The 18406-nt window shown below is 52.7% G+C and carries 14 protein-coding genes and 1 pseudogene; 9 read left to right on the top strand and 6 right to left on the bottom strand.

What is annotated here, in order from left to right:
- The first annotated feature begins 110 nt into the window (after positions 1-110).
- Together fucA and fucO are read left to right on the top strand one after the other, a co-directional pair.
- Positions 111-758, top strand: a complete 648-nt coding sequence (fucA, locus tag E6P06_RS22715; protein WP_003034062.1) for an L-fuculose-phosphate aldolase — start codon at positions 111-113, stop codon at positions 756-758.
- A gap of 27 nt (positions 759-785) precedes the next feature.
- Positions 786-1934 carry a lactaldehyde reductase gene (fucO, locus tag E6P06_RS22710; protein WP_139935752.1) on the top strand — a complete coding sequence of 383 codons (1149 nt, stop codon included), beginning with the start codon at positions 786-788 and terminating at the stop codon, positions 1932-1934.
- A gap of 76 nt (positions 1935-2010) precedes the next feature.
- On the opposite strand, the gene xni is transcribed toward fucO, so the two are convergent.
- The 5 genes from xni to queF all read right to left on the bottom strand — a co-directional run bounded on the left by xni (position 2011) and on the right by queF (position 8529).
- A complete protein-coding gene (xni, locus tag E6P06_RS22705; protein ID WP_003840372.1) occupies positions 2011-2766 on the bottom strand; it encodes a flap endonuclease Xni in 756 nt (251 codons plus the stop codon).
- Between the two features lie 166 nt (positions 2767-2932).
- Positions 2933-4300 carry an L-serine ammonia-lyase gene (locus E6P06_RS22700; RefSeq protein WP_003034070.1) on the bottom strand — a complete coding sequence of 456 codons (1368 nt, stop codon included), beginning with the start codon at positions 4298-4300 and terminating at the stop codon, positions 2933-2935.
- A 53-nt stretch (positions 4301-4353) separates the two neighbouring features.
- Entirely contained in the window at positions 4354-5643 is a 1290-nt protein-coding gene (locus E6P06_RS22695) for an HAAAP family serine/threonine permease (RefSeq protein ID WP_003034073.1), read from the bottom strand.
- A 560-nt stretch (positions 5644-6203) separates the two neighbouring features.
- Entirely contained in the window at positions 6204-7568 is a 1365-nt protein-coding gene (gene ppnN / locus E6P06_RS22690) for a nucleotide 5'-monophosphate nucleosidase PpnN (RefSeq protein ID WP_003034076.1), read from the bottom strand.
- 112 nt (positions 7569-7680) lie between these two features.
- A complete protein-coding gene (queF, locus tag E6P06_RS22685) occupies positions 7681-8529 on the bottom strand; it encodes an NADPH-dependent 7-cyano-7-deazaguanine reductase QueF (protein WP_032938364.1) in 849 nt (282 codons plus the stop codon).
- A 68-nt stretch (positions 8530-8597) separates the two neighbouring features.
- Here queF and syd point away from each other — a divergent pair, with 68 nt between their 5' ends.
- From syd to E6P06_RS22650, 7 genes and pseudogenes are all read left to right on the top strand, one after another.
- A complete protein-coding gene (syd, locus tag E6P06_RS22680) occupies positions 8598-9143 on the top strand; it encodes a SecY-interacting protein (RefSeq protein ID WP_003840362.1) in 546 nt (181 codons plus the stop codon).
- Positions 9144-9775: 632 nt separating this feature from the next.
- On the top strand, positions 9776-10105 hold the full coding sequence (locus tag E6P06_RS22675) for a YqcC family protein (protein ID WP_139935751.1): 330 nt from the start codon (positions 9776-9778) through the stop codon (positions 10103-10105).
- Entirely contained in the window at positions 10105-10887 is a 783-nt protein-coding gene (truC, locus tag E6P06_RS22670) for a tRNA pseudouridine(65) synthase TruC (RefSeq protein ID WP_044699744.1), read from the top strand. Before E6P06_RS22675 ends, truC begins: the two co-directional genes overlap by 1 nt.
- A gap of 19 nt (positions 10888-10906) precedes the next feature.
- Entirely contained in the window at positions 10907-11356 is a 450-nt protein-coding gene (locus tag E6P06_RS22665; RefSeq protein ID WP_003846536.1) for a flavodoxin, read from the top strand.
- Positions 11357-11698: 342 nt separating this feature from the next.
- Complete coding sequence (gudP, locus tag E6P06_RS22660; RefSeq protein ID WP_003034105.1) at positions 11699-13051, top strand: galactarate/glucarate/glycerate transporter GudP; 1353 nt, start codon at positions 11699-11701, stop codon at positions 13049-13051.
- Between the two features lie 2 nt (positions 13052-13053).
- Positions 13054-14374: pseudogene (locus tag E6P06_RS22655) on the top strand (enolase C-terminal domain-like protein).
- An 81-nt stretch (positions 14375-14455) separates the two neighbouring features.
- Positions 14456-15598 carry a glycerate kinase gene (locus E6P06_RS22650; RefSeq protein ID WP_048218511.1) on the top strand — a complete coding sequence of 381 codons (1143 nt, stop codon included), beginning with the start codon at positions 14456-14458 and terminating at the stop codon, positions 15596-15598.
- Positions 15599-15641: 43 nt separating this feature from the next.
- Here the strand turns inward: E6P06_RS22650 and barA are convergent, their stop codons facing one another.
- On the bottom strand, positions 15642-18398 hold the full coding sequence (gene barA, locus E6P06_RS22645) for a two-component sensor histidine kinase BarA (RefSeq protein WP_003840349.1): 2757 nt from the start codon (positions 18396-18398) through the stop codon (positions 15642-15644).
- Positions 18399-18406 lie beyond the last annotated feature (8 nt).

Raw genomic sequence — 18406 nt, 5'->3', positions numbered from 1 at the left:
TCTGAATAAATACGTTCAGTGGCTGCCTGTACCTAAAACCTGACCCGTCTTATTCTGCGGCTGCATTTTTCGCAATAAAGACGAGGGGAAACTGTACCCGGAGAATCATTATGGAAAGAATGCGTTTGTCGCGAGAAATCATTGAAACCTGTCTGGAAATGACCAGCCTTGGATTGAATCAGGGGACGGCGGGAAATGTGAGTGCGCGTTATGAAAACGGGATGCTGATCACGCCCAGCGGTATTCCTTACGAAAGACTTACTGAAAACATGATCGTGTATGTAGATAACGACGGGAAATATGATAAAGGACAATTACCCTCCAGTGAATGGCGTTTTCACCTGGCGGCATACCAGACGCGTCCGGATGCCAATGCGGTTGTCCATAACCATGCCGTACACTGCACGGCCGTTTCAATTCTTAATCGCCCTATCCCGGCAATTCACTACATGATTGCAGCGGCGGGGGGGAACTCTATTCCGTGTGCGCCTTATGCGACGTTTGGTACACGAGAGCTGTCAGAGCATGTGAGCGTCGCCCTGAAAAACCGTAAGGCAACGCTTTTACAGCACCATGGGTTGATTGCTTGCGAAGCGAATTTGGAAAAAGCACTGTGGTTGGCGCATGAAGTGGAAGTTCTGGCCCGTCTGTACCTGAGCACGCTGGCGATTGTTGACCCGGTGCCGGTGCTGGATGACGAGGAGATCGCTATTGTGCTGGAGAAATTCAAATCTTACGGATTACGCATTGAAGAGTAATTTCGCATAGCGAAAAGGAGAAATACAATGGCGAACAGAATGATTCTGAATGAAACGGCATGGTTTGGCCGGGGGGCTGTTGGCGCATTAACCGATGAAGTTATTCGTCGCGGTTATCGCAAAGCGTTGATTGTGACTGATAAAAATCTGGTGCAGTGCGGCGTTGTTGAGAAAGTGACTTCCCGAATGGATGCTGCAGGTCTGGCATGGGAAATCTATTCAGGCGTTATTCCTAATCCAACCATTGCGGTAGTGCAGGAAGGATTGAGTGTCTTTCAGCAAAGCGGCGCAGACTATCTGATAGCAATCGGCGGAGGCTCCCCGCAGGATACCTGTAAGGCGATTGGCATTATCAATAATAATCCTGAGTTTGCTGATGTACGCAGCCTTGAAGGGTTATCGCCGACACGCAACCCAAGTGTGCCGGTTATGGCTATCCCAACCACCGCGGGAACGGCGGCGGAAGTGACCATTAACTACGTGATCACCGACGAAGAAAATCGGCGCAAGTTTGTTTGTGTTGATCCACATGATATCCCGCAGGTGGCGTTCATCGATGCTGACATGATGGACGGCATGCCTGCTGCGTTAAAAGCCGCTACCGGCGTGGATGCACTGACGCATGCCATTGAAGGGTACATCACGCGGGCGGCGTGGGCATTGACCGATGCGCTGCACATCAAAGCAATTGAAATTATTGCCGGGGCATTACGCGGTTCGGTTGCGGGCGAAAGCCAGGCGGGTGAAGCGATGGCGCTGGGCCAATACGTAGCCGGGATGGGCTTTTCCAACGTAGGTCTGGGATTAGTGCATGGCATGGCGCACCCGTTAGGCGCGTTTTATAACACGCCACACGGCGTCGCGAATGCTATTTTGCTGCCGCACGTGATGCACTACAACGCGGAATTTACCGGGGATAAATTCCGCGATATCGCTCGGGTAATGGGGGTTAAGGTTGAAGGACTCACGTTGGCGCAAGCACGTAAAGCAGCAGTGGATGCCGTCTTCGCCCTTAACCGCGATGTAGGGATCCCACTGCATTTACGCGATGTTGGCGTCCGTAAAGAGGATATTCCTGCGCTGGCGCAGGCCGCATTTGACGATGTTTGTACCGGGGGAAATCCGCGTGAAGCGAGCCTTGGGGATATCGTCGAGCTGTACCATACCGCCTGGTAATCACCTGGCGTTTATCTGGCCTACAGGGTTATACGTTAAGTAGGCCGGATAAGCGCAGCGCCATCCGAAAATAAGACTACCGTGCCAGCCGTAGCTGCTGTAGGTTTCCGTCGATATGTAAGTCCGTTTGCAGCCGCGCGATATCGCGGCACAAAAACGCCATCTCCCGATGTTCTTCGAGTTTCTTGCGCCATTTCTCCGGTACGTCATCCAGATGTTCATACAGTGCTTCCAGCGTTGGAAACTGCGTCAACAATTGTGTGGCGCTTTTAGGACCAATACCGGCAACCCCAGGTATCTTAGAACTGCTGATCCCTGCCAGTCCCCAGTAATCAGGCAACTGTTGCGGCAGTACGCCGAACTCTTTCTCGATAAACGGCGCATCCAGCCAGCGTTTCTGGAAATAATCGCGAATACGCAGCGTTGGGGAGAGTAGCTGACAATAGCCTTTATCGGTTGAGACGATGGTTGCCTGATGTCCGGCCTGGCTAACTTTCACCGCCAGAGTTGCGGCTAAATCATCGGCTTCATTCCCGCTGGATTCCCAGCAGCAGACACCGCGCTGTTCAAAAGCGGCGCGTAAGGCGGGCATTTCCTTGTGTAAATCGTCAGGCATTGGCGGGCGACCGGCTTTGTAGTCAGGTAAGCGTTGGTGACGCCAGCCGCTGTTGCGCGCTTCGTCATCAAATACCGCCACGGCGTGTGTGGGCTGACTGTGCACAATCAACTGATCGAGCGCGTGCTGGCACGTCTCCACGCAGGGGGAGCCCTGTACGGCGTGAATTCGGCGGATAAGATTCAGTGCATCGACAATGAGCAGATGGACGGCCACGGTGTTCTCCCTAACAAATCAGTCTGTAGGGTAACATTCACGGCGAGTGGAGGCGAAGATCTGATACAACATTTTGCTGGATGGCGGCTGAAGCCTTATCCGGCCTACAAATGAATACGGCACTGTAGGCCGGATAAGCTTGCGCCATCCGGCAATGGGGTGGGACTTAATCGCAGGTGACAATTTTCATTGCCAAACCGCCGCGAGATGTTTCGCGGTATTTGGCATTCATGTCTTTACCGGTTTCGTACATGGTCTCGATAACTTTATCGAGGCACACGCGTGGCTCACTGGTACGGCGCAGCGCCATACGTGCGGCGTTCACCGCTTTCACGGACGCGATCGCGTTACGCTCAATGCACGGTACCTGTACCTGGCCGGCAACCGGATCGCAGGTCAGACCCAGGTTATGTTCCATACCGATTTCTGCCGCGATGCACACCTGCATTGGACTACCACCCAGCAGTTCAGCCAGACCAGCCGCTGCCATGGAGCAGGCCACGCCAACTTCACCCTGACAGCCGACTTCGGCACCAGAGATAGAGGCATTCATCTTATACAGAGAACCAATGGCGCTCGCGACCAGCATGTAGCGTGCCAGCGAGTTAGCGTTCACTTCACGGATAAACTTGTCGTAATACGCCAGTACGGCAGGAACAATCCCGCATGCACCGTTGGTTGGCGCGGTAACCACTCGTCCACCTGCTGCGTTTTCTTCGTTCACGGCCAGCGCGAACATGTTGATCCAGTCAACAACCGCCATCGGGTCAGTGGTGGTTTTGTCGCTGCTGACCAGCATGCGACGCAGCGCAGCAGCACGACGCGGGACGCGTAGTTTGCCCGGCAATACACCTTCGGTGGTGATGCCGCGCTCAATCCCGCTACGCATCACTTCCCAGACGTTAGCAAAGTGCTGTTCCAGCTCTTCTTTGCTGTGCAGGGCCAGTTCGTTTTGCATCATCAGACCGGAAAGTGACAGGCCGGTTTCCTGGCAATGACGTTGCAAATCAGCTGCGGATTTATACGGATACGGCACGTTTACCGGAGAGTTGTTCGGTAAACCAAAATGTTCTTCATCAACGATGAACCCACCGCCAATGGAATAGTAAGTCTGGCTGTAAATGGCTTTTTCGCCCGCCAGTGCGGTAATACGCATCCCGTTTTCGTGCAGGGACAGATTGTCCGCATGGAAATTCATGCACTTGTCGACCGGGAACTCGACCTCATGTTGACCGTCTGCCAGCAGCAAACGCCCATGAGTATTCACATCCTGGATAAAGGAAGGGATGGCATCAATGTCTACGGTATCCGGCAGATTACCCGCCAGGCCCATAATAATCGCGATGTCGGTATGGTGACCTTTCCCCGTCAGAGACAAGGAGCCATAGACATCAACCACTACGCGGGTTACGTCAGTGAGAATTCCGCGTGCAATCAGGTCATCCGTGAATTGTTTGCCTGCTTTCATCGGGCCAACAGTGTGGGAGCTGGAAGGGCCAATGCCGATTTTGAAAATATCGAATACGCTAATCATGAGGCGTCCATTGTGTATCGAGATGCGCCGCCCCGAAGAGCGGCGCAGGGGAATTAACTGAACAGAGAGTAGAAAATAGCGGAGATAGCGATCAGGCCCATAATCACAACGAAGACGTTGCTGATATGGCCGCTGTACTTACGCATTGCCGGTACTTTCTGGATGGCATACATCGGCATCAGGAACAGAATCATCGCGATGATTGGGCCACCCAGGGTCTCAATCATACCGAGGATGCTCGGGTTCAGTGTCGCCACAATCCAGGTGGTTACCAGCATGAACAGTGCAGTGATTTTGTTCAGTTTGTTGATTTCGATGGATTTGCCTTTGCCGCGCAGAGACTTAATCACCATCCCGTTGAAGCCTTCACGTGCGCCCAGGTAGTGGCCGAGGAAGGATTTGGTGATAGCGATAATCGCGATGATCGGTGCCATCCAGGCAATAATCGGCGCGTTAAAGTGGTTCGCCAGGTAAGACAGAATCGAGATGTTCTGCTCTTTTGCTGCTGCCAGGTCCGCCGGGGTCAGGCTGAATACACAGCTGAAGACGAAGAACATAACGGTCAGTACCATCATGATGTGAGCGAATGCCAGAATCTTGGAGCATTTCTTCTCAGCTTCATCACCGTACTCTTCACGCTTCGCCACGGCGAAGGAGGAGATGATCGGGGAGTGGTTGAAGGAGAACACCATTACCGGAATCGCCAGCCACAGGGTCAACAGCAGGCCGTTCCCGGTGGTTGCCGCAGAGTCAAAAGACATGGTTTCCAGAATCGCACCGCTCCACTGAGGGATCAGATACAGCGCCAGCAGCATCAGAGCCGCAACGAACGGGAATACCAGGATGCTCATCGCCTTAACGATCATCTGCTCACCGAAGCGCACGATGGTCATCATGCCGACAATCAGGATCAGAGACAGGATTGCACGCGGCGGAGGAGTAATCGCCAGCTGATGGGTCAGGAAGCTTTCAACGGTATTGGTGATTGCTACGCTGTAAACCAACAGAATCGGGTAGATAGCGAAGAAGTAGAGCAGGGTAATCAGTTTACCTGCGCCAACGCCGAAGTGTTCTTCTACAACTTCGGTGATGTCTTCACCCGGATTTTTACCGGACAGCACAAAGCGAGTCAGACCGCGGTGTGCAAAGAAGGTCATTGGGAAGGCAAGGATCGCCATGATGATCAGCGGGATCATACCGCCTACGCCTGCGTTGATCGGCAGGAACAATACACCCGCGCCAATCGCCGTGCCGTAAAGGCCCAGCATCCACATGGTGTCTGTCTTGCGCCATGCGCTGCGGGTCTGGCCCGTAACGATAGTGCTGGTTTGAGTGTTTTCCATCTATTTCTCCTGGAGGAAGCTTAAAAAGCCGGGTTTGAGGTCAATCCAATGAGAAAGTACCCGGCTGTAAATCGAAATTCGTTGAGCGATTTTTATATAATTTTTCGCCGTAATAATTTTCGGGCGGAAAGATACATTTTAGTAATGAATGTATCAGTGATCGGGATCCCAAATGCAATAATCCACCTTTTATGTGGATAAATTTGGGCCATTAATCTGTTAAAAAATAGTCAAAGCGAATTTACGGGCGCGAAGGCTAACATTAACGACATATCTCATGAAAGCGAAGGCGCGAAGATAGGCGTGTTCAGCTGTAAAAACTGTTGTTTTTAGATGATTTCGGCGACTAATAATAATTTACTAAGATAAATCACGGTTGGGTTTTCAAGGTAATCGTTTGCGTGGCACGCTGTTTTTAATGAATCATCACTGGTATTTATGTGATTGTCAGAGCTATGTGACTGGTATCACTAAAAAAAGCCGGGAGGCAAATGCGCCAAACCCGGCTTTGATATGGACAAAACTGTCATCGCTATAGTGCTGCTAGCGGGTGTAGAAGGTTAGGCGCAGATCTCGTAACAAGGGATATACGCAGTGCCCGGTAACTTCATACGATGTTGTGCAACAAAGCCCTGCAGGAGATCGTCCATGCGGCGCATCATTTCGCGGTCACCGTGGATTTTGTACGGGCCAAACTCTTCAATAGCGCGGATGCCGACTTCCTTCACGTTACCAGCGACAATACCGGAGAATGCGCGACGTAGATCGGCCGCAAGTACTTCAACGGGTTGATCCGGGTACAGCTTCAGGTTGGCCATGTTTTCATGGGACGGTTCGAACGGCATCTGCAGATCGGGCGCGATACGAATCGACCAGTTAAAGCTGTAAGCATCACCTGTGTCGCGACGGTTTTCTTTCACCAGCGGCATCGCTTTTTTCATCAGGCGCGCCACTTCCGCTGCATCGTCAATGATAATGCGATAGTGGCGACGCGCATCTTCCCCCAGCGTGTGCACGATAAATTCGTCCAGCACGCGGAAGTAATCCGCACTCTCTTTTGGTCCGGTCAGGATCAGTGGTAGAACCTGATCTTTGTTGGCCGGATTCATCAGGATCCCCAGCAGATACAGCAGCTCTTCTGCTGTCCCTACGCCACCCGGGAAGATGATAATACCGTGGGCGATACGCACGAACGCTTCCAGACGTTTTTCAATGTCCGGCATGATGATCAGTTCGTTTACCAGCGGGTTAGGCGGTTCAGCGGCGATGATTGACGGTTCGGTCATGCCAATAAAGCGGCTGTCTTTGTATCGCTGCTGGGCGTGGCCTACCGCAGCGCCTTTCATTGGCGCTTCCATCGCCCCTGGACCGCAGCCGGTACAGATGTTCAGTTCGCGCAGGCCCAACTGGGTGCCGACGCGACGGGCGTACAGGTACTCATTTTCGTTGATTGAGTGACCGCCCCAGCAGACGACCATGTTCGGCGCTTCACCGACGTGCAGCGCCCGGGCATTACGCAGGATCGAGAATACGAGGTTGGTGATATGGACCGAGCTTTCGAGATCCAGATGCTGAAAACGACCGGCGTTATGGATCTGACCATTGACGAACAGAATGTCGCGCAGCACGGCAAACAGGTTAGCCTGTAGCGCACGAATAATGCGTCCATCAACAAACGCATCTTCAGGTGGGTTGATCAGTTCCAGCTTCACGCCCCGTTCGCGGCGCAGTACGTTAATATCGAAACTTTCAAAGCGTGACAGCAGTTCTTTACTGTTGTCGGTCAAACTGCCGGAGTTCAGAACGGCAAGCGAACAGTTACGAAACAGTTGATACAGGTCGCTGCTGGCCGTGCGTTTAAGCATATCGACTTCCAGCTGCGACAACATGTCCATTGAGCCAAGCGGGCTAATATGTGTAATCAAGTAAACTCCTTATGGGACGCAACACGTCATTCCCTGTGATTACAATAGCCCTGGCTTATGACCTTTCACAACCTTGTGCGCGGAATCCGACACGCAAAATTGAGAAAAAAGATTACTGACGCACCAGACGACCGGTTGCCGGAGTGAAATCGGTGTTGGTGCGCCATGGGTTAATGTCCAGGCCACCACGTCGCGTGTAGCGTGCGTAAACGCTCAGTTTCTCCGGCTGGCAGAAGCGCAGAATGTCATTGAAAATGCGTTCCACACACTGCTCGTGAAATTCATTATGGTGGCGGAAGGAGACCAGATAACGCAGCAGCTTCTCCCTGTCGATTTTCCGTCCGCGATACTGAATTTGTATGGAGCCCCAGTCGGGCTGATGGGTAATCAGACAGTTGGATTTCAGTAGATGACTGACCAGTGTCTCTTCCACTGCCTTTTCACCGCTCACGGCATTTTCCAGATACGCAGTGCTGAACTGGTAGTTATCGATGACGATATCCTGATTGTCGATACAGGTGCCGTTAAAGTGGGCTATCGGCTGCCCTTCCAGTTCGTCAAGGCGGTACAGCGCCACGCTGACATCGCCCTGAGCGCAGGCGCGAAGATCGTTTTCCAGTGTCTGACGTACCGCATCCCAGGAATCAAAACGCGTCTGATTAAAACTGTTCAGGTAAAGCTTAAAGCTTTTCGATTCAATCAGATTTACGCTGGTGTAATCCAGTTCCACGTGACCGACTGCGACCTGGGGTAAGCCGTTGGTATTCAGCCACGACAGTTCATACAGCGTCCAGATATCTGCACCGTGAAAAGGCAGGGTATCGGCCTTTAAATCCAGCGGATCGCGGTTTAGGCTGCGCGGAACGCCCTGCAACAGACTTGCATCGTAATTGTCTCGGTAATACGTTGATTTACCTAGAGTCAGGCCGTCAAGCGCCTGATGATTTTCATAAGAGGACATGTTTCACCGTCATAAACCAGATACACTATGCGACAAGTGTATCCTGGCTTTTGTGAAGAGAGAAATCAGTGGACGAATTGACAGCGCAGGCGTTGGTAGCCTTTACGACGCGTTATTGCGACGCATGGCATGAAAAAAACAACAGTTGGCCACTCAGTGAAGAGCTGTATGGCGTACCTTCTCCGTGCATCATTTCTTCCACAGACGATGCGGTATTTTGGCAGCCTCAACCTTTTGTCGGCGAAAAAAACCTCAATGCGGTTGAACGGGCCTTTGATATTGTGGTACAACCTGCCGCTCACGCTTTTTACACCACCCAGTTTGCCGGGGATATGCACGCGCAGTTTGCGGATGAAAAGCTGACGCTGCTGCAGACCTGGAGTGAAGATGACTTCAGGCGCGTTCAGGAAAACCTGATTGGTCACTTGGTTACGCAAAAGCGACTTAAGCTTTCGCCTACGCTTTTTATTGCCACACAAGATAATGAGCTTGACGTCATTTCGGTGTGCAATCTGTCCGGTGAAGTGTGCAAAGAAACGCTGGGAACCCGTAAACGAACGGTGCTGGCGGCCTCACTTGCGGAATTCCTCACTCAACTTAAGCCAGTTCTGTAATCCTGTTTGCCCTGAATCTTGTGAGAGATCTCTTACATACCCTGTAGGACATTGCCAGGTGATAAGTAAAGACTTAATGAATTGATAAAATAATAATTTATTATTATTCAATTGGTTAGTCTTTTATTGTCAACTTTCATACGAAAATAATCGTAAGGGTAAGCCTGTAAGCATCTTGTAAGACAAAGCGAAACAGGCGATTCTATATCTGTCGACAAGGAGTCGCACAACGAAGAGAACATCAGGATGATGGCTCTTCACCTGGATACACCAGGACGGTGTTGCAAGGACAGGCTTCAGGACGAAGCAAAGAGGAAGACGCTGGATGCGTTAAAGGACACCTCCAGGACGGAGAATGAGAGCCGGTCAGGATGTTCGGCGGGTCAGGATGGCCAGGATACTTCAGGATGAAGTTTTCACATCGGGGTGATGTGAGCAGGATGCAAAAGTTCAGGATGAACAAGGTCGCAAGACCACAGGAAAAGTTGTCACGGATGAGCAGGGAGCACTAAAAGTAGCTGGAATGCTGCGAAACGAACCGGGAGCACTGTTTTTTACAGTGCTCCCTTTTTTTATTTCCCTCCACTAGTGCTATTCTTCGCGCCAGATTTTTCATCATTGAGGTTTATTTCATGACGACTCATGACCGTGTGCGCCAGCAGTTACACGCACTTGAAGCGCTACTGCGTGAACATAATCACTGGCGGATGGATGAGCCAGCAGAGCATCTGTTTACCAGTACGCAGCCTTTTTGTATGGATACCATGGAGCCGGTCGAGTGGCTGCAGTGGGTGTTGATTCCCCGCATGCATACGCTACTCGATAACGCGCAGCTGCTTCCGCAGGCTTTTGCCGTTGCACCGTATTACGAAATGGCGCTAGCAGCCGATCATCCGCAACGCGACATTCTCCTGGCGGCATTGCAGGAGCTGGATGCGCTGTTTACCAGTGATAACGCCTGATGCTGGAAATTCTTTATCAGGACGAATGGCTGGTTGCAGTCAATAAACCTTCGGGCTGGTTGGTTCACCGCAGTTGGCTCGACCGGGATGAGAAAGTGGTGGTGATGCAAACGGTGCGAGACCAAATTGGTCAGCACGTTTTTACCGCCCATCGACTCGACAGACCAACCTCCGGTGTGCTGCTGATGGGACTGTCCAGCGAAGCCGGGCGTTTGTTGTCTCAGCAGTTTGAACATCATCAAATTCAGAAACGCTATCATGCGATTGTGCGTGGCTGGCTGATGGATGATGCCGTGCTGGATTACCCGTTGGTCGAAGAGCTGGATAAGATTGCCGATAAGTTTGCCCGCGATGATAAAGGCCCGCAGCCTGCCGTCACCCATTATCGCGGCCTGGCAACGGTAGAAATGCCGGTAGCGACCGGGCGTTATCCGACCACCCGTTATGGACTGGTGGAGCTGGATCCTAAAACCGGTCGGAAACACCAGCTCAGGCGCCATCTGGCCCACTTACGCCATCCGATAATTGGCGACAGCAAGCACGGTGATTTACGGCAAAACCGCAGCGCCGCAGAGCATTTCGGTTGTCAGCGATTAATGCTGCATGCCAGCCAGCTTGCGCTGACGCATCCATTCACCGGTGAGCCTCTGGTTATTCGCGCCGGGCTGGATGACGTCTGGATGCAGGCATTGTCACAATTTGGCTGGCGTGGACTTCTCCCTGAGAATGAAAGGGTTGAGTTCAGCGGGATGTCAGGTCAGGATGAGCAGATAGATTCTTAAGTCCCAGGAGATTACGGTTATGGCGGAAATTGGAATTTTTGTCGGCACAATGTACGGAAACGCGCTGCTGGTTGCCGAAGAGGCCGAGGCCATTTTGACGGCACAGGGTCATAAAGCCACGGTGTTTGAAGATCCGGAGCTTAGCGACTGGCAGGTATATCAGGATAAATATGTGCTGGTGGTGACCTCAACGACCGGGCAGGGCGATCTGCCCGATAGCATTGTGCCGCTGTTTCAGGGGATCAAAGATAATCTCGGTTTCCAGCCAAATCTGCATTACGGAGTCATTGCGCTGGGCGACAGCAGCTACGTTAATTTCTGCAATGGTGGCAAACAGTTTGATGCGCTGTTACAGGAGCAAAGCGCACAGCGCGTGGGTGAAATGTTGCTGATTGACGCCAGCGAACATCCTGAACCGGAAAGCGAATCCAACCCTTGGGTAGAAAACTGGGGAACCTTGCTCAAATAATCTCTCGCCCGTACGGGCATACAACCCCCATTTGAACCGTAGGCCGGGTCAGGCGAAGCCGCCACCCGGCAATAAAACCCCAATTACGTGAACTAACTTCCACTGCTTTGGGCTTATGCCCCAAACAACTTCTTACTGCCTCCCGAATGTTGTGTTCATGCACGGTGAGGGTAAGAGCCACTCCTTCATATACTTTTCCCGTCAGTTCCCGAAAAGGCAGCGAGTCAGAATAAAACGGCCCTGAGCTGTACCAAAACTGCCACACACTAACCTCTCATTCTGATCACCCTACAGGTGCTGTACAGAATGAACTGGCGAAAGCCAAGATTCAGGAGTGCAACAATGAGTTCATTAAGTCAGGCGGCGAGCAGCGCTGAAAAACGCACTAACGCTCGCTACTGGATAGTGGTGATGTTGTTTATCGTCACATCCTTCAACTACGGCGATCGCGCCACCTTATCCATTGCCGGTTCGGAGATGGCCAAAGATATTGGTCTGGATGCGGTAGGGATGGGTTATGTATTCTCCGCTTTCTCATGGGCCTATGTTATCGGCCAGATCCCTGGCGGCTGGTTGCTTGACCGCTTCGGTTCAAAACGTGTTTATTTCTGGTCCATCTTTATCTGGTCCATGTTTACCCTGCTGCAGGGCTTCGTCGATATCTTTAGCGGCTTCGGCATTATCGTTGCGCTGTTTACGTTGCGATTCCTTGTCGGTTTAGCTGAAGCACCTTCCTTCCCCGGCAATAGTCGTATAGTTGCGGCATGGTTCCCGGCACAGGAGAGGGGCACAGCGGTCGCAATCTTTAACTCTGCGCAGTACTTTGCCACCGTTATTTTTGCGCCAATCATGGGGTGGCTGACCCACGAAGTGGGCTGGTCGCATGTGTTCTTCTTTATGGGCGGCCTCGGGATTGTTATCAGCTTTATCTGGCTGAAGGTGATTCATGAACCAAACCAGCACCCGGGCGTAAACCAAAAAGAGCTGGAGTACATTGCTGAAGGCGGGGCGCTGATCAATATGGATCAGGCGGCCGCCAAAGCTAAAGTGCCGTTCAGCGTGAAGTGGGGGCAAATCAAACAGCTGCTGGGCTCACGGATGATGATCGGTATTTACATCGGGCAATACTGCATTAACGCGCTGACCTACTTCTTTATCACCTGGTTCCCGGTTTATCTGGTGCAGGCTCGCGGTATGTCGATTTTGAAAGCTGGTTTTGTCGCTTCGGTCCCGGCCATTTGCGGATTCGCCGGCGGCGTGCTCGGCGGCATTATTTCCGACTGGCTGATGCGCCGTACCGGTTCGCTAAATATCGCCCGTAAAACGCCAATCGTACTCGGCATGCTGCTGTCGATGGTGATGGTGTTCTGTAACTACGTCAACGTGGAGTGGATGATCATCGGCTTTATGGCGCTGGCCTTCTTCGGCAAAGGTATCGGTGCGTTGGGATGGGCGGTGATGGCTGATACTGCACCTAAAGAGATCAGCGGTCTGAGCGGCGGTTTGTTCAACATGTTTGGCAATATCTCCGGTATCGTCACGCCAATTGCTATCGGCTACATCGTAGGGACCACCGGCTCGTTTAACGGCGCGTTGATTTACGTCGGGGTGCATGCGTTGATTGCGGTGGTGAGCTATCTGGTACTGGTGGGCGATATTAAACGTATCGAACTGAAACCTGTCGCAGGACAATGATGATGACAACACAATCGAGTCCCGTTATTACCGATATGAAGGTCATCCCGGTGGCCGGTCATGACAGCATGCTGCTCAATATTGGCGGTGCGCACAATGCATATTTCACCCGCAATATTGTGGTTCTTACCGATAACGCCGGCAATACCGGCGTCGGTGAAGCGCCGGGCGGCGAGGTGATTTATCAGACGCTGGTTGACGCTATCCCGATGGTATTGGGTCAGGAAGTTGCGCGCCTGAATAAGGTGGTACAGCAGGTGCATAAAGGCAACCAGGCCGCTGATTTTGACACCTTCGGCAAAGGCGCCTGGACCTTTGAACTGCGGGTCAATGCGGTAGCGGCGCTGGAAGCGGCGCTGCTCGACCTGTTGGGCAAGGCGCTCAAAGTACCGGTCTGTGAACTGTTAGGGCCGGGCAAGCAGCGCGATGCGGTCACCGTACTCGGCTAACCGTAAGGCAACGCCGCTGCCGTACCAGAGTCAGCCGGATGAGAAGTGCGACTGGTATCGTCTGCGTCATGAAGAGGCGATGACCCCGGATGCGGTAGTGCGCCTGGCGGAAGCTGCGTATGAGAAGTATGGTTTCAACGACTTTAAACTGAAAGGCGGCGTGCTGGCCGGGGAAGAGGAAGCGGAATCTATCGTTGCGCTGGCGAAGCGTTTCCCGCAGGCCCGCGTCACGCTGGATCCGAACGGCGCGTGGTCGCTAAATGAAGCGATTAAGATCGGCAAATATCTGAAGGGTTCTCTGGCCTATGCGGAAGATCCGTGTGGCGCCGAGCAGGGCTTCTCTGGTCGTGAAGTGATGGCGGAATTCCGCCGCGCCACCGGTCTGCCGACCGCCACCAACATGATCGCCACCGACTGGCGTCAGATGGGGCATACGCTGTCGTTGCAGTCCGTGGATATCCCACTGGCGGACCCGCACTTCTGGACCATGCAGGGTTCTGTCCGCGTGGCGCAAATGTGCCATGAGTTTGGGTTGACCTGGGGATCGCACTCTAACAACCACTTTGATATTTCGCTGGCGATGTTTACGCATGTCGCGGCAGCGGCTCCGGGCAAAATTACCGCGATTGATACCCACTGGATCTGGCAGGAAGGCAATCAACGCCTGACCAAAGAGCCATTTGAAATCAAAGGCGGCATGGTGCAGGTTCCGGCAAAACCGGGTCTGGGCGTGGAGCTGGATATGGATCAGGTCATGAAAGCGCATGAGCTGTACCAGCAACATGGATTGGGGGCGCGTGATGATGCGATGGGAATGCAGTATCTGATCCCGAACTGGACGTTTGATAATAAGCGTCCGTGCATGGTACGCTAAGCGAACTGGGACCGCTCCCATTGAGGGGCGGTTTTTATCCTGGTATATGCTTAACACAGTCAACATGCGTAAGGATGCTTTATGAAAATAGTAATCGCACCGGATTCCTATAAGGAAAGTTTGAGTGCGCTTGAAGTGGCAACGGCTATTGAGCAGGGGTTTCGTGAGATCTGGCCCGATGCGGATTACGTGAAGATTCCGGTTGCAGATGGCGGTGAAGGAACGGTCGAAGCGATGGTTGCCGCAACGCAAGGTCACCTTGTACATGTTGATGTTACCGGCCCTTTGGGCAACACAATTCAGGCATTTTATGGTTTATCCGGTGATGAGCGCTCGGCGTTTATCGAAATGGCGGCTGCCAGCGGACTGGAACAGGTTCCTGCGGGGTTACGCGATCCGCTGAAAACGACATCCTGGGGAACCGGGGAGTTAATCCGTCATGCGTTGGACGCTGGCGTTGAGCATATCATCATTGGAATTGGCGGAAGCGCCACCAATGATGGCGGTGCCGGGATGGTACAAGCGCTGGGAGCAAAATTGCTGGATACGCAAAATAACGATATTGCCCATGGCGGGGCTGGCCTCGAATCGCTCGCTCGGATTGATATTTCTCAGTTAGACCAGCGACTTGCTGCGTGTCGTATTGAAGTAGCTTGCGACGTGACTAATCCGTTGACCGGTGAAGAGGGCGCTTCTGCGGTTTTTGGCCCGCAAAAAGGGGCGACGCCGGAGATGATTACCCGCCTGGATCGGGCACTCACGCACTATGCGCAACTCATTGCCCGCGATCTGGACGTCAACGTGCTGGATCTGGCCGGCGGTGGAGCCGCTGGTGGTATGGGGGCGGCGCTATATGCGTTTTGCGGCGCACAGTTGCGCTGCGGTATTGAGATAGTAACGGATGCGTTGCACCTTGACGCCTGCGTTGCGGATGCGGATTTAGTGGTCACGGGTGAAGGGCGCATTGATAGTCAGACCATTCACGGTAAGGTTCCGGTTGGCGTGGCGAAGGTCGCAAAGCGTTACAACAAACCGGTTATCGGCATTGCCGGTAGCCTGACGGCGGATGTCGGTGTGGTCCACGAGCATGGGCTGGATGCGGTTTTCAGCGTCATCTATACCATCTGTACCCTGGATGAGGCGCTAAAGAACGCGAGCGACAACGTACGAATGACGGCGCGAAACGTGGCCGCAACGCTTAAAGCCGGGCAGCAATTACGCTGAGTTGTAGGTTGGATAAGGCGGTCACGCCGCCTTCCTGCGAATATTACCCCAACAACTTCTTCGCTTCGCGCGCAACGTTGTCCATTTCATCCAGAAGCTCTAAAAACTCAGGCTCCAGCTCTTCTTCCTTGGTCCCGCTACGTAATTGCTGCTCAATAAGCTGACACAGGTTTTTCATGCGGGGAACGCCGCTATAACCGCAGCTACCGTGCAGCTTGTGGATCATATCCACCAGACCTTCAGGGTTTTCACCGACCAGCTGTTCTTCAATTTTGTTACGTACTTCGGGCAGAAAATCGAGCAGCATTTGCAGCATATCCCGCGCCAGATCGTTTTTACCTGCGGCTTGTCTTAATGCTAACTGCCAGTCGAGTGTGGTATTCGGATTGACTACCGGCTCAACGGGTTCAACGGCGATCGCCCTAAGCGCTGTGCTTGCGCCGGGTTTGTAGCGTAACAGCAGATTATGCAGCTTATCTTCCTCGATAGGCTTCGCCAGGTAATCGTTCATCCCGGCGCTGAGCAGCTTCTCTTTCTGCCCGGCCATGGCGTGTGCGGTGACCGCAATGACCGGTGTCTGCTGTTGATGAGGAAGCTGGTGGATTAGTTCACAAGCGCGAATGCCGTCCATGTCTGGCATCTGAATATCCATCAGGATCAGATCAAATTGCATTTGTCTGGCGCGATCCACCGCTTGATGCCCACTGTCGCAGAGCACGACGTGCTGCACCTTATCTTCCAACAGTGCGCCAATCAGCTTGAGATTCGCCGGGTTGTCGTCTACCGCCATAACGGTCATCGCGATTTTGCTATCGTCTAACAGCAGCGGATCCGCGCTGTGATTCACCTGACAATACTCTGTCAGCGCAGGCAGTAAGCGAGTTGAGGTGAGAGGTTTCAACAGACATGCCGCCGCGCCGCCCTGTTTTAACTTCTCGGCGTTAATCTGCGCATGGCAAGGCAGGGCCAGTAACAAAAAGTCGGTCATCGCCGCAGCGTTTGCCAGCCGCTCATGCTGCATGGTGAGCGGTTCGCGTAAAGTAACCGGAATGCCGAGCAGCAGAATATCGTAGTGATCCTTCGGCAGCCCGGAGAATGAAGGGCTGTAAATCACCTCCAACGGCGTTTCGCTCAAGATATCTAATGTGCACTGTGCGGCAGTGGCGTTCGGTTCGACGTAGGCCAGTCGTTTACCGGCCAGGCAGAGCGTGGTTGAGCGGTCAACGAGAACGTTAGGGTTAAGATCGAGGCTGATATGGAACCAGAACGTGGAACCCCGGTTCGGTTGACTATGGAAGGAGATATCCCCGCCCATTTCGTTGACCAGTTTTTGCGTAATGACCAGGCCCAGCCCGGTACCGCCGTGGCGGCGGGAAATACTGGCATCTGCCTGGCGGAAGGCCTGGAACAAGCGTGACTGATCGCGCTCAGGAATACCAATTCCGGTATCGCGGATTTGTACTTCAATCTGCACTTTCGTATTACTAAGGGCGCGCTTCTCGACCAGAATGTCGATATTGCCGCCTTCGGTAAATTTGATGGCATTGCCAACCAGATTAGTGATTACCTGCTGTAAGCGCAGCGGATCGCCGATGACGTTGTCCGGCACGTCATTCTTAATATTCAGCGTCAGCTCAAGCCCTTTATCATGGGATGAATGCGCTAACAGCGTAACGACGTCATCCAGCGTGCTGCGCAGCGGGAAGGGAATGCTTTCCAGAATCAGCTTGCCCGCCTCAAGTTTGGAGAAGTCGAGTACATCATTGATGATAGCCAGCAGATTGTTAGCCGAGCGTTCAATGGTATTCAGGTGATCGCGCTGCGTGGTGTTGAGCTCGGTTTTTAGCGTAAGACGGGTGAAGCCAATCACGCCATTCAGCGGTGTTCGCAGTTCGTGCGACATGTTAGCCAGAAACTCAGACTTAATACGCGCCGCTTCCTGGGCGCGTTTCTTCGCCAGATCCAGTTCGACGTTCTGGATTTCCATCTGCTCCAGCGTTTCACGCAGGTCAGAGGTGGCCTGATCGATGTTGTGCTGCATCTCTTCATGGTAAGCCGCAAGTGACATCGCCATCGAGTTGATACCATTTTTGAGCATATCCAGCTCGCCCAGCATGAAACCTTCCACGCGGCTGTCGAGCTGTCCTCTACGAATTCGGTCAACGGTATTCACCATATTGCGAATCGGGCCGGTTACGTCTCGCATCAGACGCCAGCCAAAAATTAACGCAATACCAATACAAAACAGCATCATTACGCTGGAGATAAAGATCTCTTTGTACTGCTGCAATCGCACGGACTTAAGATCCAGCTCAAGCGCCACATACCCCAGCATATTTTTGGTGTTTTTCGCATCGCTTACGGCGGATTCATCTGGTGAATAGCTTTCCGATATAATCGGGGTACGCAGGATCATGATATCCCCGTGCCGGGTGACGCTTAGCTTACGGGGAAACGGTGAACCTGTCGCCAACTGCATTTCAGACGGATCGAGATGAAAATTAGAGGTGACGAACAGTCGGTTATTTTCGTCATAAACAGAAATTGCCCGCACGATATCGGAATGGCGACGATGCAGCACGCTGATAAGCTGGCCGATAGATTCCCTGTTTTGCAGGTTCATGCCATATTCGCTGGAGACCGCGAGTGGTTCTATGATGCTGGCACCAGCATCTTCCAGTTGACGCTGCAAGTCGTTATAGCGATGCACAACAAAAAAGATACTGAGCAACAAACCTATCAGGACGGTCGGGGCCAGGATCAGAATCATCATGCGTGCGCGCAGGCTGTAGTTGGTCATGGAGTTCC

The organism is Citrobacter sp. CF971, assembly GCF_006385635.1.
Classification (GTDB): domain Bacteria; phylum Pseudomonadota; class Gammaproteobacteria; order Enterobacterales; family Enterobacteriaceae; genus Citrobacter; species Citrobacter freundii.
This window is presented reverse-complemented; position numbering and strand designations above follow the sequence as displayed.